At 68.6% G+C, this 17973-nt stretch carries 16 protein-coding genes and 1 pseudogene; 13 read left to right on the top strand and 4 right to left on the bottom strand.

Going from position 1 to position 17973, the window contains the following annotated elements; all coding sequences use genetic code 11:
• Positions 1 to 21 precede the first annotated feature (21 nt).
• The 6 genes and pseudogenes from ACZ60T_RS01590 (at position 22) to ACZ60T_RS01615 (ending at position 5806) form a co-directional block, all read left to right on the top strand.
• Positions 22 to 945 carry a Vgb family protein gene (locus tag ACZ60T_RS01590; RefSeq protein ID WP_469663488.1) on the top strand — a complete coding sequence of 308 codons (924 nt, stop codon included), beginning with the start codon at positions 22 to 24 and terminating at the stop codon, positions 943 to 945.
• 101 nt (positions 946 to 1046) lie between these two features.
• A pseudogene (locus tag ACZ60T_RS01595) lies at positions 1047 to 1539 on the top strand (lipid II flippase MurJ); the annotation flags it as partial.
• Positions 1540 to 1866: 327 nt separating this feature from the next.
• Entirely contained in the window at positions 1867 to 2730 is an 864-nt protein-coding gene (locus tag ACZ60T_RS01600; RefSeq protein ID WP_469663490.1) for an isocitrate lyase/PEP mutase family protein, read from the top strand.
• A 74-nt stretch (positions 2731 to 2804) separates the two neighbouring features.
• Complete coding sequence (locus ACZ60T_RS01605) at positions 2805 to 3248, top strand: hypothetical protein (RefSeq protein WP_469663492.1); 444 nt, start codon at positions 2805 to 2807, stop codon at positions 3246 to 3248.
• A gap of 345 nt (positions 3249 to 3593) precedes the next feature.
• Positions 3594 to 4280 carry a hypothetical protein gene (locus ACZ60T_RS01610; protein ID WP_469663494.1) on the top strand — a complete coding sequence of 229 codons (687 nt, stop codon included), beginning with the start codon at positions 3594 to 3596 and terminating at the stop codon, positions 4278 to 4280.
• Between the two features lie 455 nt (positions 4281 to 4735).
• Positions 4736 to 5806 carry a protein kinase family protein gene (locus tag ACZ60T_RS01615; RefSeq protein ID WP_469663496.1) on the top strand — a complete coding sequence of 357 codons (1071 nt, stop codon included), beginning with the start codon at positions 4736 to 4738 and terminating at the stop codon, positions 5804 to 5806.
• Here ACZ60T_RS01615 and ACZ60T_RS01620 read toward each other — a convergent pair.
• On the bottom strand, positions 5775 to 6983 hold the full coding sequence (locus ACZ60T_RS01620; protein WP_469663498.1) for an erythromycin esterase family protein: 1209 nt from the start codon (positions 6981 to 6983) through the stop codon (positions 5775 to 5777). The genes ACZ60T_RS01615 and ACZ60T_RS01620 overlap by 32 nt on opposite strands.
• Before the next feature lie 58 nt (positions 6984 to 7041).
• Here ACZ60T_RS01620 and ACZ60T_RS01625 point away from each other — a divergent pair, with 58 nt between their 5' ends.
• The gene (locus ACZ60T_RS01625; RefSeq protein ID WP_469663500.1) at positions 7042 to 7797 is read left to right on the top strand and encodes a TioE family transcriptional regulator; all 756 of its coding nucleotides are present in this window, start codon (positions 7042 to 7044) and stop codon (positions 7795 to 7797) included.
• A gap of 80 nt (positions 7798 to 7877) precedes the next feature.
• Here the strand turns inward: ACZ60T_RS01625 and ACZ60T_RS01630 are convergent, their stop codons facing one another.
• From ACZ60T_RS01630 to ACZ60T_RS01640, 3 genes are all read right to left on the bottom strand, one after another.
• Positions 7878 to 8189 (bottom strand): hypothetical protein, encoded by a 312-nt coding sequence (locus ACZ60T_RS01630; protein WP_469663502.1) that lies wholly within the window; start codon positions 8187 to 8189, stop codon positions 7878 to 7880.
• Positions 8190 to 8408: 219 nt separating this feature from the next.
• Positions 8409 to 8912 carry an HD domain-containing protein gene (locus tag ACZ60T_RS01635; RefSeq protein ID WP_365631807.1) on the bottom strand — a complete coding sequence of 168 codons (504 nt, stop codon included), beginning with the start codon at positions 8910 to 8912 and terminating at the stop codon, positions 8409 to 8411.
• 43 nt (positions 8913 to 8955) lie between these two features.
• Positions 8956 to 10242, bottom strand: a complete 1287-nt coding sequence (locus tag ACZ60T_RS01640; protein WP_469663504.1) for an MFS transporter — start codon at positions 10240 to 10242, stop codon at positions 8956 to 8958.
• Between the two features lie 178 nt (positions 10243 to 10420).
• Between ACZ60T_RS01640 and ACZ60T_RS01645 the strand changes: the two genes are divergently transcribed.
• From ACZ60T_RS01645 to ACZ60T_RS01670, 6 genes are all read left to right on the top strand, one after another.
• Complete coding sequence (locus ACZ60T_RS01645) at positions 10421 to 11356, top strand: LysR family transcriptional regulator (protein ID WP_469663506.1); 936 nt, start codon at positions 10421 to 10423, stop codon at positions 11354 to 11356.
• 291 nt (positions 11357 to 11647) lie between these two features.
• Positions 11648 to 12955: a B12-binding domain-containing radical SAM protein gene (locus ACZ60T_RS01650; RefSeq protein WP_469663508.1), complete on the top strand. Its 1308-nt coding sequence runs from the start codon at positions 11648 to 11650 to the stop codon at positions 12953 to 12955.
• Positions 12952 to 14478, top strand: a complete 1527-nt coding sequence (locus tag ACZ60T_RS01655) for a B12-binding domain-containing radical SAM protein (protein WP_469663510.1) — start codon at positions 12952 to 12954, stop codon at positions 14476 to 14478. Before ACZ60T_RS01650 ends, ACZ60T_RS01655 begins: the two co-directional genes overlap by 4 nt.
• Entirely contained in the window at positions 14475 to 16271 is a 1797-nt protein-coding gene (locus tag ACZ60T_RS01660) for an AMP-binding protein (RefSeq protein WP_469663512.1), read from the top strand. The genes ACZ60T_RS01655 and ACZ60T_RS01660 overlap by 4 nt, the downstream gene beginning before the upstream one ends.
• Positions 16268 to 16603 (top strand): acyl carrier protein, encoded by a 336-nt coding sequence (locus ACZ60T_RS01665; protein WP_469663514.1) that lies wholly within the window; start codon positions 16268 to 16270, stop codon positions 16601 to 16603. The genes ACZ60T_RS01660 and ACZ60T_RS01665 overlap by 4 nt, the downstream gene beginning before the upstream one ends.
• A 12-nt stretch (positions 16604 to 16615) precedes the next feature.
• Complete coding sequence (locus tag ACZ60T_RS01670) at positions 16616 to 17932, top strand: beta-ketoacyl-[acyl-carrier-protein] synthase family protein (protein ID WP_469663516.1); 1317 nt, start codon at positions 16616 to 16618, stop codon at positions 17930 to 17932.
• The last annotated feature ends 41 nt before the right edge of the window (positions 17933 to 17973 follow it).

Genomic DNA, 17973 nt, shown 5'->3' on the forward strand with positions numbered 1-17973 from the left:
CATGCCCTGAAGGGACTTGCGTTGACCACCGACGTCTCGATCGAAGAACACAAGGTCACCGACCGTGCGAGCGGCCCGTACACGGTCACCGCGGGCCCGGACGGCGCGCTCTGGTACACCCAGGTCCACAGCGGCCGGATCGGCCGTCTCACCCTGGACGGTGAGCACACCGAGTACCCGCTGGCTGCGGACTGCGGGCCCATGGTCATCACCTCCGGCCGCGACGGAGCACTCTGGTTCACCGAGAACCGGGCCCACCGGATCGGCCGTGTCACGACCGCCGGTGTGGTCGCCGAGTACGCGCTGCCCACGCCCGCATGCGGCCCCTTCGGGATCACCCAAGGGCCGGACGGCGCCCTGTGGTTCACCGAGACCGCCGCCGACCGTATCGGCCGGATCACCCCGGACGGGCAGGTCACCGAGTACGACCTGCCCGTCCGCGGCGCGTTCCCCTCGGCGATCACGGCTGGCGGCGACGGCGCCCTGTGGTTCACCCTGAACCAGGCCGATGCCATCGGCCGCATCGACACCGACGGCGCGGTACGCATCCACCCGCTGCCGACCGAGGGCGCGGCGCCGGTCGGCATCACCTCGGGCCCGGACGACGCGCTCTGGTTCGTGGAGATCGGTGCGGGTCAGATCGGCCGCATCACAACTCATGGCGATGTCACCGAATTCCCGCTCCCCGACCGCGCGGCGCGCCCGCACGCCCTCACCACCGACGCGGAAGGAACCGTGTGGTTCACCGAATGGGGTGCCAACCGCGTCGGCTCCCTCACCCCCACCAACGGCACGATCACCGAACACGACCTGCCGACCCCCGCCAGTGAGCCGCACGGCATCACCCTCGGCCCCGACCGCTCCCTGTGGGCCGCACTCGAAACGGGTGCCCTCGCGCGCATCACTCCGTCCCCCACCGGATACGGAGACGTCGTACGCAAGTGACCTTCGCCCGCGGCGCGTTCGCGTCGAGAGACCGCCCCGAGTCGATCGTGCGGGCATAGCTGATCCGGCAGGTGCTACAGGCCGCGGCGCTGGGCACGGGCAGCGGCGTGGTCATCGTGCCCGCCGCCTTCGTGTTCCTCGCTCTCGGACCGCAGATCTCGTCGCTGCTGTTCGCCCACGACGCGGCCGACGCCGCCTCGACCCGCCCGCTGGGGTACATGATGCAGGCCTTCGGTCTCGGCCTTGTCCCGTTCTCCGCCCAGTACTTGCCGCTGCGCGGCTTCTACGCCTACGAGGACACCCGCACCCCCTTCTTCATGGCCGCCTGGACCGCCGGGGTGAACATCGCGCTGGCCACGGCCTGTCATCTGCTGCTGCCCGCCCGCTGGGCGGTGGTCGGTATGGCCGGGGCCTCCACCCTCTCCTACCTGGCCGGTCCCGCCCTGACCGCGTACCTGCTGCGCAAGAAGCTCGGGGGCCGGGCCTATCGCCGTCGCCTTGGCCGCCGGGGCGCTCACGACAGCCCTGGGGTACCTCCTTCTCGCTCGGCTGATGAAGGTGGAGGAGTTACGTCTCCTGCCTGGGATGCGGTGAGGCACCGCGATATCGAGGTATCGAGATATCGAGTGCCTGTTCGGTCGATTTCACCGCACCGTCAACCGGATCCGCGACGCCTACCCGCGAGGGTCGTACACAAGGTCAAGAGCGGCGTGTCCGTAGGTATAGGGACGGTCATGTCTGTATAGGTATCCGTGTCTTCGCGAGAGGGCAGATCGCGTCCTGTGCGGACCGAGTGCCGCCGTCGTTTCCCCGATGACCCACATCCCGCCGCTCCGGCCGACGATGCCCGGAATCCCGGGCCGCCCACCGATCACCGCTCTCGCCCCGCCCCTTGGAACACCAGGTCCTCAAGGAGAAGTCATGCGTTACGGAAGTGTGCTGAGGAAAGAAGTCCGGTCCCCGGGAACGACTCCGCTCATCGGCATCTACGACATGTACTCGGCGTCCGTCGTGGCCCGGCACTACGACGGGTTCTTCGTGTCCGGATTCGGCTTCGCCGCCTCCCACTACGGGCTTCCCGACATCGGATTCATCGCCTGGCCCGACATGTTGGCCTTCGTGGAGCGGCTGCGGCTGGCCTTCCCGTCCCACCACCTGCTGGTCGACATCGACGACGGATACGTGGACCCGGAGGTCGCCTGCCATGTCGTACAGCGGCTGGAACGGATCGGCGCTTCCGGCGTCATCCTGGAGGACCAGAAGCGCCCCCGCCGGTGCGGTCACGCGAACGGCAAGCAGGTGCTGCCACTGGAGGAGTACCTGGACAAGCTCAACCTCGTGCTGGAGAGCCGCCGGGACCTGGTGGTCGTCGCCCGCACGGACGCCACGGAAGAGGACGAGATCCTGCGCAGGGCCGAGGCGTTGGCCGCGACGGACGCCGATGTCGTTCTGGTCGACGGGGTCCGCAGCGTCGAGTGGATCAAGCGCATCCGCGATGTGATCGGTGACAAGCCGCTGCTGTTCAACCAGATCGCGGGCGGCAAGTCGCCGCGGCTCTCGCTCAGCGAACTCACCGATGTGGGCTGCCAGGTGGCCATCTACAGCACCCCCTGCCTGTTCGCCGCGCACTCCGCGATCGACACCGCGCTGACGGACCTCAAGCGGGCCGACGGGCGGCTTCCCGAGTTCGATCCGGTCACGGGAATCGGGGTGCGGCGGTCGACGGAACTGCTGGAGCGGAACATCAGCAGGCACCACCCCGTCCACGAGCCCACGCTCGTCTGACACACACGCTGTACCGCCCCCGCTCTCACGCACCCGACCACCAGGAACGCGCGGTCGGAAAGGAACTCCGGAACATGGGACCCACCTCATCGAAGGCGCGCGCGGCCCTGGTGGCCGCTCTCAGCCTGCTCTGCCAGGGCCAGTTGGCCGCCGGTACCGCCTGGGCCGACGCCCCGGCCGGTGGCGTGGAGACACACCACGGCCCCTCCCTGATCACCATCGACAACTCCAACGCCGACTCCTGGCTCGAAGTCGACCGCACGGCCAACGTGCTGGCACCACTGAGCAAGGGCACCGCGGGCAGCGACCACGACGGCGGAGGAGGCGCGATCGACCAGAACGTCTCGACCTCGCAGGGGGTGGGCATCCAGGCCGCTCCGAACGAACACGAGGGCGAGGAAGAGGGCCCGAAGACAATGGGCACGGCGCCCGAAGGAGACGACGACGAGGGCGACGCGGACACCGAACGCGCCGCCCATGACACCGGGGCCGCGACCGCGCCCCTGTCCGAGCCCTGACGGACGCGGCACTGCTGCAAGCTGTCGTGCCACACGAAGGGTCTATACGGGGTCGGTGGTGCGGAAGACCGGGTACGCGACGGAGTTCGACATGTGTGCACCCTGTCACGGCCGTCATCGGGCCCCTGCTGGTCACCGTCTCGGCTCGTTCGAATAGTGATCACGCCGAGACCGGGGTGTGTTCATCTCTGTAGGCCCGCTCACTACGGTTCCACCGTGCCGAGCAATGAGAATCTTCCCCCGCGTCATCACAGACCCACCGACGACAAGTGGAACGTGGTACTTGACGACGACTTCGTCCGAAGCGCTTCTATCAGGGAGGGGTCGGTTCCTGCCCGGAAGCGTGTGTGGCCCCGGAACGCCGCGCTGGGCATAGCCGCGGTTGCTGTGGTCGCGGCGGCCTACATGGTTCTGCGGCCGGACGCGGACTCCTCGTTTGACGTACACGAAGCTGCCGCGCCCACGCCAGCAACGTCCGCCTCCGCGGCAAGTGCCTCCGCGACGACCGGTAGTTCAGGAGAGCGGCCGATCATCCCCCTGTCCGAGGCGTTCCCGGCTCATGTGCCGGACGGCGACGGCGGCACGTTCACCAGGCTGGGCTCCGTCGTGTTGAAGTCCTGCACCGAACCCGATTCGGTCGGATCGGCGCTGGCCGCCGAGATCAACGCGGGCAAGGGATGTCTCGGCGAGGAGATCGCCCTCTATAAGGACGCGCGGGACAATCAGTTCGACCTGGCCGTCTTCACGATGAAGGACCCCCAGGAGACGGTGAAGTTGGTGACCCAACTATCCTTGAACTTCGGGGACTTCGAGGTCGCCGCGCAGGCTCCACCGCCCGGGTCCGGCCTGCCGACCCTCCCGGCCGACAGCGGAATGGTGCAGGCGTTCACCGGGCAGGGCCGCGCCATGGTGGTGGGGCTGGGTCAGTGGTCGGACGGCCGGACGAGCGAGTACCAGGAGCTGGTGGACCGCCTGCAACCGCTGCTGAACGCGGTCTCGAAGAACGACGCTCACTACGAGACCGCGAAATGAGCCGCTCCGATACTCAGTGGCCGGCCGCCTCCGCGGACATCGTGGCGGACCGCTCGATCAGGCCGTGGATCGCGTTGTCACCGCGGGCGTTCATGGGCGTGGAGTAGGCGCCGACGGCACAGAAGACACCGGAGCTGTCGGCCGGTGCCAGGTCGTAGAAGGTGTGGAACGGCCACCGGGTTTCGCCGTCGGGTTCCGACCGTCGGGACCGATCACGTGGAGGCAGAGATCAGCCAGCTCCGCGGTGCCGTCCCAGTGGCAGGTCAGCGGGTGACCGCCCTGCACCAGGTACTGCATGCCGGTGGCGTAGGCGCCGTTCGCCGAGAGCGTCGAAGTGCACGAGGCGCTGACGGCGGGCAAGTTGCTCACCCGGGGGATAGGCTCGGCCGCGTCCGCGAACGTGGCCGTGTTCGCGAGAGGATCGAAGCCCCGGTTCCGGGCCCGAGGAGTCGTCGATGCACCACCCTGACGCGCACTATGCCGCGCGGCTCGCCGCGTACGGGACCGTGGCCACGCGCCTGTCCCTCATGAGTGACCGTCGGCTCGGTGAGGCCGTGGCCTCCGCTGCCCCGCTCGGCGCCGGTGTCGGCGGCAGATCAGCGGAGTTGGACATCGACGGCACGCACGTGTTCGTCAAGCGAGTCCCCCTCACGGACAGGGAGTTGCGGCCCGAGAACATACGGTCGACGGCGAACCTCTTCGGACTGCCGATGTTCTACCAGTACGGGGTGGGCTCGGCCGGGTTCGGGGCCTGGCGCGAGCTGGCCACGCACATCATGACCACCCACTGGGTCCTCGGGAACGAGTACGAGGGCTTTCCGCTCATGTATCACTGGCGCATCCTGCCGGACTCCCCTCCCGAAGGGTTCACCGACGTGTTCGGGGACATCGACGGGGCGGTGAAGTACTGGGAAGGCTCGTCGGCCGTGCGCGAGCGCCTGGAGGCCATCGGCCGGTCCTCGGCCAGCCTGGTGCTCTTCTTGGAGCATGTCCCGCAGACGCTCGCCTGCTGGCTGCACGACCACCTGACCACCGCGCCGGAAGGCGGGGAGGGTTCGCCGTACCCATGGGTGGAGGAGGCCCTAGCGCGAGGGACGGCCTTCATGAGTTCACGCGGACTCGTCCACTTCGACGCCCACTTCGCCAATCTCCTGACCGACGGCCGGACGCTGTACTTCGCCGACTTCGGACTCGCTCTCAGCTCCGACTTCGAACTGACGGCAGCTGAGGCGGAGTTCCTCTCCGACCACCTCGTCTACGACCACGGCTACACCATGCGTCATCTGCTCCGCTACCACCTGCCCGAGAAGCTGCGCGGCGGTACGGACCACGAGGCGTTCCTGCGTGAGTGGATCGCCGGGCGTCGGCCCAATGGCGTCCCGCGCGAGATCGCCGCGATCATCGACCGGCATGCCCAAGCCGCCACGGTCATGGGCGAGTTCGCCCGTCGCCTGGTCAACGAGACCAAGCGGACGCCGTTTCCGGGCGCCGAGATCAGGAGGGTGTCGCGCACACGTCCTTGGTGAACACGATGCCGTCGATGCCGGGCAGGTGCGCCGGGTCGAGCGGGGCGTAGCCGAACCAGGGGGACACGCGGGGCGCGGGCGGTGTGTTGCCGAGGGCAGTGGCCAATTGCCGCGCGTCGATGAGACAGCGGTCTTCCGGGAGCCCGTACAGGAGTCCTTCGAGGGTGTCCGGCGGCGGTGTGTCCACTCCCTGGTGCCGGATCGTGCCGAGCGCCGTCGCCACGAAGGCGTACTCCTCTCCGAGTTGGGCGTTCACCAGCGCACCGGCGCTCCACCACTCCACCAGCCCCTGCCACATCCGCATCGCGCTCTTCTCCCGCTGGAGATGGGAGTTGTGGGCGTGGACGAGTGCCGGGCCGCGAGCGGCGAGGGCGAGGAGGTTGTCGGCCATCATCAGGTCCCGCAGGGAGCAGAGTCGTGTCATGCGGGCCGGTGAGGTGTCCGCCATCCCATGGTGGTAGCGCAGCAGGCCGGTGGCGGTACGTCCGTACAGGCGCGCCCGGTCCAAGGCGTCCGGCGAGGTCGCGGCGAGCAGATGCGGCTTCTGCTGGTCGAGCAGCGCGACCAAGTCGTCGGCGAGCAAGCGTAGTTGACCCGCGTCGGCGGACTGTCCCACGGACTGCTTCGGGTCCATCATCGCGGCGGGGTCGGTCCATCGGTCGTCGGCGCCGAGCAGGCGGTCGAGTGTGTCGGCGGTGCACGGGAGCAGGTCCGCGTCCACTCGGGCCGCGAGGTAGCCGTGGAGCGCGGCGAGGGCCTGCCGGGGGCTCGCGGCGCCGGTGATCTCCAGCGGACCGTCGAACCCGGCGAAGTGGAGCCGGTCCGATGCGGGCCGACCTTCGTTGAACGCGCGTATCCAGCGTACGAGTTCACGGTTGCCTTCGTGGGCGCCCCACTCATGGCTGAAGCCGTGTTCCATGACCTCGTCGAGGGTGCCTGTGCCCGAGGTGACGTAGTCGTCCACGACCAGGCCGCTCATGCAGTCGCTCTCGATCGCGATCGTCCGGTAACCCTCCTGCTCCACGAGCTGTCGGAAGAGTTCGTTGCGCAGGTCCAGCAGAGCGTTCTCGCCGTGGGTGGGTTCGCCCAGGGCGAGCAGCCGGGGCCGGGCCGGGAGCAGTCTCATGACGGCGTCGGCGTCGATGGGGTGGGCGGTGTCCTTGATGTCAGGAGCCATGCCTTCAACGGTATCGTTGAACGCTCGATTGAGACTTTCACTCGATATCGTCAGGATCATGGGGCGAAACCTTCAAAGCTGCGATCGACTCAGGCTCAGGCTCAGGCCCGTTGATCTGGCGCGCGAGCACGGTCTGTCCACGCAGGCGGTCAGGAACTACGAGGAGGCCGGCATTCTTCCGGCCGCCGAGCGCACACCTCACGGCTACCGCACCTATACGTCGCTGCACGCGCGGGCTCTGCGCGCGTTCCTCGCCCTGATACCTGGGCACGGTCATCGGACGGCGGCGTCGATCATGCGGGCCGTGAACCAGGGCGCGGTCGACGAGGCGTTCCGTCTCATCGACGAGAGTCACGCTCAACTCCTCGAGGACCGGCGGACCCTCCAGGCCGTGGAGAGCGCCCTCGGCAGCCTGGAACCGGCCGCGGCCCCCGAGCCCGACGCGCCCTCCAGGGCCGTCAGGTTCATCGGACCGCTGGCAGGGCACCTCGGCATCCACCCCGCCACGCTGCGCACTTGGGAGCGCGCGGGGCTGGTGAGCCCGCGCCGCGACCCGCGGACCGGGTACCGCGTCTACGACGAGGCCGACGTACGGGACGCCCGGCTGGCACACCAACTCAGGCGCGGAGGCTACCTGTTGGAGCAGATCGCCCCGTTGATCGCCCAGGTACGGGCGGCCGGCGGGCCCGAGCCGCTGGAGGCCACGCTGCGCGACTGGCACGGACGGTTGTCCACCCGCGGGCGCGCGATGCTGGCCGGGGCGGCCGAGTTGGAGGCGTACCTCCGTACCGTGCCATCGCCGCCAGGTCGTTGAGCACGGGTAGTGGATCGCGCGGCAACTGAGCCTGTCCGGCGGCCTTTCAGCCCTTCGTGACGTTCGGGAGCGTACAGCCGTCATTCGGTCCTCCCCTCCGCTCGCTGCCGCGACGGCTCACGCCGCAGTCGGTACATACGCTCGCGGTGACGGAAGTACCCCTGGACCACGGCGGACCGGTCCTTGGACTGCTGTGGCAGAAGTGCGACGGCGACGCTCGCCATCGCCGTACACAGCACCGAGCACAGCACCACCCACCAGGGGGCACCGACGTACGCCAGGACGCTGACCGTCGCCCCGCCGCCGATCGCACCGGTCGCCGGGAGCGGGAGCTGCGGAGCGCGCCGACGGCGAGTGGTCGGGGACTCCTCTGTCACCCGGATCGCAGGCATGGCCCCTCCATGTCTTGGGCGTGACGACGTCACGCGTGGATGGGCGGGCGACCGCACCTCGGACGCGCGGAAGGGTCGGCCTCCGCAGGCCCTGGTCGGTCCGGTACGCCGCCCGGACATGGGAAGAGAGCGCGCTACCGCGCGAGCATTACGCGGGTTCTCGAGAATTTCTGGAGCGATCTGCCGCCGTGCTCCCGGCGCCTGCCGCCGCTCCGCCCGTCAGCGGAGTTCGTCGAGGAGTGCCGGATTGACGATCGACACGATGGTCTCGATCTGCTCGGGATCGACGGTGGGCCACAGGATGTCCCGCGCGGCCCGGTACTTCGCCGCGAGGCGTGCCCGCTGCTCCGGGGGGAGTTGGGCGGCACGGTCGGAACGGGAGTTGTGCGCGTTGTCGGCGATCTTGACCAAGGTGGCGTCCCGGCTGGAGGTGATGCGCCGGATCTTGTCTTCGTAAGCGACACCGGGGGCGTTGGTGACGTCCTCCACGATGCGGACGACCCGGTCCGGGATGCCGAGGGCGCGGAGCTGTTCGGCCGTGCAGTCGGTGTCCTCGATGATGTCGTGGAGCAGACCGGCCATTTCCAGAGCCGGGCCGAGCGGCGCGAGTCCGGCGGCGACGGCGCGGACGTGGTCGACGTACCGCACGCCGATCTTGTCGACCTGTCCGGCGTGCGCCCGGTCCGCGAGCGCGTCGACCTCGGCGACGGTCACTTCACCCATGATCCATCCCCACTCGTCACAACTTCGCGCGTCTGGAACAGAATCATAGGAGCTTCGGCTCCGGCTCCGGCTCCGGCTCCGGCTCCGGCTCCGAGATGGTCGTCGCCGTACGACGGGGAAGCAGCAGCGGGGTCGCCAGCAGGAGCACACCCGCCAGGCCGATGGCCGTACGCGGGCCGAGCAGACTGCCCAGTACGCCCCAGAGGGCCGTCAGGAGCGCGGTCGCGCCCTTGGTCGTCACCGCCCAAGCGGTCAGGGTGCGGGTGACCCGGTCGGTCGGGGTGCGTTCGAGGCGGTAGGTGGTATAGACGGGGTTGAAGACCCCGCAGCAGAAGATGAGCCCGAGTTCGACGCCGATCACGAGCAGCAGGCCTCCCGTGCCCGGCCTCAGGAAGGCCAGGCCGATGGACCACAGTGCCCGCAACGCCCCGCTCGCGACCAGGACTTGGTGCTGGCCGTACCGGGTGACAAGCGGTCGGGCCAGCCGGGAGCCGAGCAGTCCGCCGATCGAGGGCGCGGCGAACGCGAGGCCGTACTGCCAGGGTGAGAAGCCGAGTTGACCGAGCATCAGGACGGCCATCAGCGGCGAGGTGGCCATCACCAGGCCGTTGAACAAGGCGGTGTTGAAGAACAGCGGACGCAGCGCCCGGTCGGTGAGGATGTACCGCCAGCCGTCGAGCAGGTCCCCGGCCCGCATACGTGGGGTCTCCCGGCGCTCGGGCCGCGGCTCGTGGCCACGGGTCGCACGGATGCCCAGGGCCGAGAGCAGGTAGCTGACCGCGTCGGCCAGTACGGTCGCCACCGGACCGAGGAGCCCGATGGCCGCGCCGCCCAGCGGTGGTCCGATGATCGTGGTCGTCCAGGACGTGGACTCGAAGCGGGCGTTGGCGACGAGCAGGTCCTCGGCCGGGAGCAGGGTCTTCAGGTACGCGCCGGAGGCGGCACGGAAGGTGATGTCGGCCGACGCGACGGCGACCGAGACCAGCAGGAGCTGAAGGAAGGTGAGGGCGCCGAGCGCGTACGCGGCGGGGATCGTCAGCAGCGCCGCGCATCGCACCAGGTCCATCGTGATCAGTACGGGTCGCTTGCGGCGGAACTCCACCCACGGGCCGAGCGGCACCGCCACGGCCGCGCCCACCGCGGCGCCGACGGCGGAGAGCGCGGCGACCTCGGTCGGTCCGGCGTGCAGCACCTGGACGGCGATCAGGGGGAACGCGCCGAAGGCGAGCCATGTGCCGAGCGCGCTGGTCCCGTACGCCGCCCAGAGCCACCCGAACTGCCACCCCAGCCGGTGGCCGAGCAGATGTCCCAGCCGATGCCCGCTTCTCATACCCGCCGTCCCTCGCCGCTCGCCGCTGTTCACTCGCACACCCACCTGTACAACCGGTCCGCACTCCCCCGTACAACTGATCCGCGTTCGGTGACATCAAATCGAGCGCCGTATCAAGGGATCAAACAACTACAGGGCAGCCTGTCACAACCACTGGTTGTGTCTCTAGGGTGTCGGCATGGATCTCGACACCGTCCGGACCTTCGTCGTCGCCGCCGACGCGGGGCAGTTCCAGGAGGCCGCCGCCGAGCTGGCGGTCACGCAGCAGGCCGTCTCCAAGCGCATCGCGGCGCTGGAGCGCACCCTCGGCGTGCGGCTGTTCACGCGCACCGCGCGCGGCTCCGGGCTCACCATCGACGGACAGGCGTTCCTGCCCCACGCGCGCGAGCTGCTGCGCGTCGCGGAGCGCGCGGTCGCGTCCGTGCGCCCCGGCCGCCGTCCGCTGCGCGTCGACGTGATCAGTTCGCGTGGCGCGCAGTCGGGCCTGCTGCGCGACTTCCACCGCGCGCATCCCGAGATCGACCTCGACGTGGTCATGCTGTTCGACATCGAGGCGGCCATCGCCGCCATCCGGTCCGGCACGATCGACGCCTCCTTCCGCGCCGTCGCCATGCCCGGCCGCCCCCTTCCCGAGGACATCGAGTCCGTGCGGGTGCTCGACGAGCGGCTCCAGCTCCTCACCGGCCCCGCCCACGCGCTGGCGGGCGCCCGATCGCTGAGCCTCGCCCAGCTCGTCGGGCACCGGATCTGGATGCCGGGCATCGTCCCCGGCACGGAATGGGGCGCCTACTACGACGATCTCGTCGCCGAGTTCGGCCTCACCATCGAGGCGACCGGCCCCAACTTCGGCTCCGACGCGCTCCTGGACACCGTCGCCGACACCCCGGCTTTGGCCACCTTCATGGGCGAGTCGACCCGTCTCGTCTGGCCCGCGGGCCACGGTCTGCGCCGTATCCCGGTCACCGACCCGACGCCCGTCTACCCGCACTCGCTCCTGTGGCACCGCGACAACCCCCACCCGGCGCTGGCCGCCCTCCGCGCCCACCTCGCTGCCACCACGGCCGACCACGACGCCGCCGGTACCTGGGTTCCCGGCTGGGCAGTTCCGGTATAGCGATCAAGTCCAGGCACGTTCAGGCCCGTTCTGGATTCCTGATCACGTGCATCGACGCCCAGGATCTCGTATCGCTATCCAGGTGGCCTGAATTCGGCTGCCGTCACAACTCAGGATCACTGAACGGGTTGACACCTAAGATCAGCCGCTCATAGGGTCACGGCCGCGGAGTACCTCCCGTTCTTTCCTGTCTATTCCACCGACATTGCGCATCACCTCTGACGCGCTGTCGATCAGGGCTTGTTCACGGCTTGTTCGCGGGACCACAGATTCCAGGCGAAGGGTACGTACATGAAGAGAGTGCTCCTGACAACGGCACCTAAAGAGGCGTTGATAGAGCCGAATGGAATAGGCGGGAACTGGTACGACCGGACCGATACCTACCAGGCCTGGACCTGTTCCGTGGATATCGAGGACCGGCTCTCCGTGACGTGTCCGCCGACCGGTCTCCGCTTCATCAAGCACAATGTGCCGGACGTCGAGATCCTGGAATACCCGACGTGGCAGGAGTATCTCGACGCCCTGCATTCCGAGCCGTGGGACATGGTCGGGATCAGCTTCTACACCTGGTCCACGCCGGTCGCGATCGAGATGGCCAAGGCCGCGCGCGAGGCGGAAGTACCCGAGATCTGGGGCGGTAACTACGGCGTACTCACGCCTGATATCGACCAGCACTTCACCAGGCTGGTGAAAGGGGCGGGCGAGGCGCCGATCCATCAGTACGTATACGACAGGCCGTTACCCCGGGTCCGGCACCCCGCGATGATGGGGCAGAGCGGATTCAGGGGAATCAGCTCTCCCGTCGGATATCTGTACTCGAAGCGCGGTTGCAACATCGGTTGCACGTTCTGCTCGACGCCGCTCTTCAATCCCAAAGAAGAAGCCATCTTCATGGAGGACACCTACGCGGCGCTCGACGCGTACCGGGACGCGAAGGTGGCTCACGTCATCATCTACGACGAGAGCTTCTTCCTCACCAACTCGCTCGCGGAACAGGTGGTCGACGCCCTGGCGGAGCGTGAGTTGCCCTGGATCTGTCTGACCCGCGCCGATCTGATCCGGGGGCGCATCCCCGAACTCACCGACCGCTACATGGACGGCGCCATCGTCGGCATCGAGTCGTACCGCGAGAAGAACATCGCCGATGTGAAGAAGCGCGACGACGTCTACAACGTCCGGCAGACGGTACGTGAGTTGATCGACAACGGGCGCCGGGCGCTGGGCACGTTCATGGTCGGGTTCGCCGAGGACAGCATCGAGGACATGCAGTTCGACATCGAGCAGCTCAGCCAAGAGGGGCTGTTCGCCTGCCAGTTGACGCTGCTGACCCCGTTCCACCGCACCCGGCTGTACCGGCAGATGGAGCATCTGGTCGACGAGCCGGATCTCAGCAAGCACGACCTGTACAACCTGGTGTGGAAGCACCCGAAGATGAACCGCAGCGAAGCGCGGGACCTGTTGGCCTGGGCGCAGCGGCGGGTCAACGACCCCGACCGCATAGCCGCCAAGCTCATGCAGGAGATGAAGGACAAGGTACGCAAGGAGTTCGCGCGCCGGCACGCCGCGAAGGAGATCACGTCGTCGGGCCCCGCGTCATGACGGGCCTCAACATCCTCTGTGTGCAACTGGGGTTCCACGAGGCGTATCCCGACGCGTCGACGCTGGCGACCACCTACAACGACGGCATCTACTACGTCGCCTCGTTCGTCCAGCAGGAGTTCCCGCAGGCCCGGGTCGAGATGTGTCAGATGTTCTGGGGCGAGAAGCCCGAGGACTTCCCTCTCGCCGACTACGACTACATCCTGATCTCGGCGCTCGCGACGCACTTCTGGTCCAACATCGAGACGCTGGAGCTGATCCAGCGCCACAAGCGGTCCGACTGTGTGGTGATCATGGGCGGGCCGCACGCGGCGTTCGCGCCCTACGAGGCGTTGCGCTACGCGGACTACGCGGTGACCGCCGAGGGAGAGATCCCGACGGTCCAGCTCATCACGGCACTGGAGGCCGGGCAGCCCGCCACCGACGTGGACAACCTGGCCTACATCGGTGCCGACGGCGAGCTGACCCTGAACAAGGTCACCCGGTTCGGAGGTTTCGCCAACGCGATCAACCCGCAATTCCTCACGCGGGCACCGAAGTTGCACTGGGCGACGGTCTCGATGTCGCGCGGCTGCCCGTTCAACTGCTCGTTCTGCTACGCGATCCGGCTGCTCGGACGCCGCTTCCGTACCAAGACGGCGCAGGACGTACGCAGCGAACTCGACGCCATCCACGAGCAGACCGGCTGCACCCGGTTCTATGTCACGGACCTGAACTTCACGACCCGCAAGAGCTATTGCCGTGAGATCGCCGAGACGTTCCGCGACCGCGACTACAAGTTCATCGCCATGAGCCGGATCAACCACGCCGACGACATGGACCTGGTCCTCGACCTCAAGCGGTCGGGCTTCGAGGAGTACTGCCTCGGGGTGGAGTCGGAGGATCCGAGTGTCCTCCAGGCCTTCAACAAGCGGGTGGACCCCTCGGAACAGACCCGGCGCCTGGTGCGCTTCGCGGAGAACGACATCGCGATCCACTCCGCGATCATCTTCGGGCTGGACGTCCAGGACCGTCAGGCGATCGAGTCCACCGCGTACTGGTGCGCCGAGGCGCGGATCATGCACCCCGTCTTCGTATGCCTGGCGGAGTACCCGTTCCAGGATCTGCTGTACGGGGCGCGCCAGGACATCGAGGACCACCGGATCATCATGGAGGTGCCGACGTACCAGCACTACTCGTTCGTCGGCATCTTCCCCCGCCACATGCGCCCCAGCGAGTTACAGCAGGGCATCCTGGACAGTTACGGGATCTTCTTCAAGCGGGCGTTCGAGATCGAGCGGCGTCCGCAGCGACGGGCCCGGCTGAAGGCGTACCAGCGCAGCGTCGAGTGCGGGCGGGCCGGTATGGAGCAACACATCCGATTCCTCACGGAGTTGGAGAAGCCGTACTACACCTCGTCCGGCACCTTGAAGGAGGACCTGCTCAAGGCCGACTTCGACGCGCGGTACGGCGACCTGCGCACGTGGCTGGGACGGTCGTCCAAGCGCTCGGACGTCGAGTTCGTGAAGGGATACGCCCGATGACCGGCGCTCACCCGGCGGCGACTGTCATCGACGCGCTCCTCGACAGCGCGGCCCGCACCCCGGACCGGTCGGCGTTCCATGTCATCGAACGCTCCGAGGACACCTTCTCGCTCAGCTACGCCGATGTGTGCCACCTGATCGCCCGGAGCGTCTCCGGGCTCGCGGCGCAAGGGATCGAGGCGGCCGATCGTGTGGTCGTCGTCCTGCCCACGTCGCGGGACTTCCTCTCGGTCTACCTCGGCTGTCTCTACGCCGGGGTCGTACCGATCGTCGCGGCGGAGCCCACCACCGGTGACACCTCCCGCTACGCCGCACACCTGAGCCGGCTCGTGACACACGCGCAGGCCAGGCGGGTCATCACCACTCCCGAACTGGCGGCCGTCCTCACCCCCTCGCTGCCGGTGCCGGTGACCACGCCGGACGCCCTGCGCGGCGCACCCGTACCGCTGGACGCGCCCCGCGCGACACCGACGTCGCTCGCCCATCTCCAGGCCACCTCCGGCTCGACCGGCGTACCGAAGCTGGCCATGATCCGACACGGCAACATCGTCGCCAACGTACGGGCGATCGCCGAGGCGATCCGGGGCACGGCCGACGACACGCTGGTGAGCTGGCTCCCGCTCTTCCATGACATGGGGCTCATCGGGATCTCGTACGCTCTGCGGGCGGGCGTCCCGATGGTGCTCTCCGATCCCGTCAACTTCCTGCGCAATCCGATGTCCTGGCTGCACTGGATGAGCCGTTACCGAGGCACCCTGTCGCCCGCGCCCAGTTCCGCGTTCCACATCTGCGCGCGCGTGGCGCGGCGCCGACCGCCCACGGATCTCGACCTGTCGACGTGGCGTGTCGCGCTGTGCGGGGCGGAACCCGTGCACGAGGGCACCCTGAGCGAATTCCAGGCGGCGTTCGGCCCGTTCGGGCTGCCCGAGACGACGCTCAGGCCCGTGTACGGGCTCGCGGAGGCCACGCTCGCGGTCACCATCTCCGATGTCACACGGCCGTACGCGGTCGACCGGGTCGACGCCGAGGCCGCCGCGGCGAAGGGATACGCCGAGCCCCGCCCGGCCGGTGACCCGCGCACGACGGCCATGATGTGCGTGGGCCCGGTCGTGCCCGGTCATTCGCTGCGGGTGGTGGGCCCGGACGGGAAGCCGCTGCCCGATCGCGTGATCGGTGAGGTCGAGGTCGCCGGGCCCAGCGTGATCGACGGGTATCTTCCTGAGCCCGGCGACACGGTTACCGGCGCGCAGGGCACGGACGGGGCCGACGAGGAACCGTTCAAGGGACCGGACGGTCATCTGGGCACGGGCGACCTCGGCTATCAGGTCGACGAGGAGCTGTACGTCACCGGCCGCAGCAAGGACATCGTGATCATCGCGGGCCGCAACTACGTTCCCGACCAGGTGGAGCGGTTCGTGGAGAGCGTGACCCGGAGCCCGCGCACTCCGGCGGTCGTCGCGGTCGGTGTCCGTGACGCGACGCTGCACACGGAGCAACTCCATCTCCTGCTCGACGAGCGGCTCGCCGAGGGCCGTGACCGGCAGCAGGTCACCGGCCAGGTGAGCCGCGCGCTCGACGAGGCGTTCGGGATCAGCGGTGTCACCTACCACTGGGTGCCCCGGGCGCGACTGCCCCGGACCACCAGTGGCAAGATCCAGCGCCATCTGTGCCGGAAGCTGATCGAGGACGGGGCCGTCGGGGCCGCGTCCGCAGCCTTCTCGGCGGGTACCACCGACCGCGCGACCGACGGCACCGCACCACGGGCCGCCGCACCAGTGAGCCGACGAGCATGACCTCCGAAGGGGAACCCGCGATGCAGGAAGAGAAGCAGGAAGAGAAGCGAGAAGAGCGGCAGGACGCGACGCAGGACCAGGAACTCTTCGCCCGGATCGTCGGGCACATCGGTGAGTTCGTGGAGCGCGACGTCTCGTATCTGACCCCGCAGTCCCACATCAGCACCTCCATCGAGGGGATGAGCTCGCTCAAGATGATCGAGCTGCTCCTCTACCTGGAGGACTGCTTCTCCGTGGACTTCGACGAATCCGTCATGGAGAAGCTCGAGACGATGCAGGACCTCGAGAGCTATGTACGAGAGGCCCAGGACGTGTCCGGACAGCAGGCCTGACCCGGTCCTTCGGTGCGGCGCAGACGTGTAGTGGTCACCGGTGCGGGAGTGGTCTGCTCGCTCGGCTCGACGGTCGACGCCCTGTGGCAGGGCCTCCTCGACGGCCGCTCGGGAATCGCCCCGGTGACCCGTTTCGACCCGGCCCGGTTCCACAGCCGTCTCGCGGGCGAGGTCGACGACGCCGAGGTGACACTCTCACCGGGTCCGTACGCGTTCGAGTTCAAGCGGATGAGCGCGTTCGTGCGGTACGCGCTCTTCGCCGCGGACAGGGCGGTCGAGGACAGCGGACTGACCGCAGAGGCGTGCGACGGGCCGGTCGGAGAGGCGTACAGCGGGCTGGTCGGAGAGGCGTACGGCGGCGGGAGCGCCCCGCGGGTGGGGCCGGATCTCCCGTCGGGGGGAGCCGTCTACCTGGGCGTGGCCATGGGAGGACTGCCCAGCATCGAGGCCGGTGTCCTCAAACAGGAGCGCCAAGGGGTGCGCAAGACCAGTCCGTTCCTCATCCCCTCGCTCATCCCCAACATGGCGGCGAGCGCGATCGCGTTGCGCCACGGGATCGCGGACGAGCAGATGACGATCGCCGGTGCCTGCGCCAGCGGTTGCCAGGCGGTGGGTGAGGCGATGCGCGCGATCCGGTCCGGTGACCGCACCTGGGCGCTGGCGGGCGGAGCGGAGGCCGTGACGACTCCGGTCACCTACTCCGGCTTCCAGGCCATGATGGCTCTGAGCCGCGGCGAGGATCCGGCCGGTACGCCGCGCCCGTTCGACCGCCGCCGGGACGGGATGGTCGTCGGTGAGGGGGCGGCCGTCTTCGTGCTGGAAGACGGCGCGCATGCCGAGGCGCGCGGTGCGGAGGTGTACGGCGAACTGGTCGGCTATGCCACGAACAGCGGATGCGACGACCTCACCGGCATCTCGACTCCCCATGTCGTACGGTGCATGGACGGCGCGCTCGCCGACGCGGGCGTGGCCCCGGACGCCGTCGACTGCGTGTACGCGCAGGCGTCCGGCATGGTCCGGGGAGACGCGGCCGAACTCGCCGCCGTGCGCGAGCTGTTGACCGGCGCTGGGCGTCAGCCGGTCGTCACTTCCATCAAGGGACACACGGGATACATGTTCGCCGCGAACGGCCCGATGAACCTCGCCGCCGCGCTGATGGCCCTTCGCCACCAGACCGTGTCCCCCACGCTGAAGTACGAACAGAGCGACCCCGCGTTCTCCGACGTCGACATCGCCGGTGAGGCGCGGAAGACCGAGCTGCGTCGTTGTCTGATCAACGCCTTCGGTTTCGGCGGGATCAATGCCAGTCTCATCGTGTCGCGCGTATAGCCGCGAGCAACCGTGACACCGCGCTCAGCACGTTCGGCAGG

The organism is Streptomyces sp. NPDC104371 (assembly GCF_055583785.1).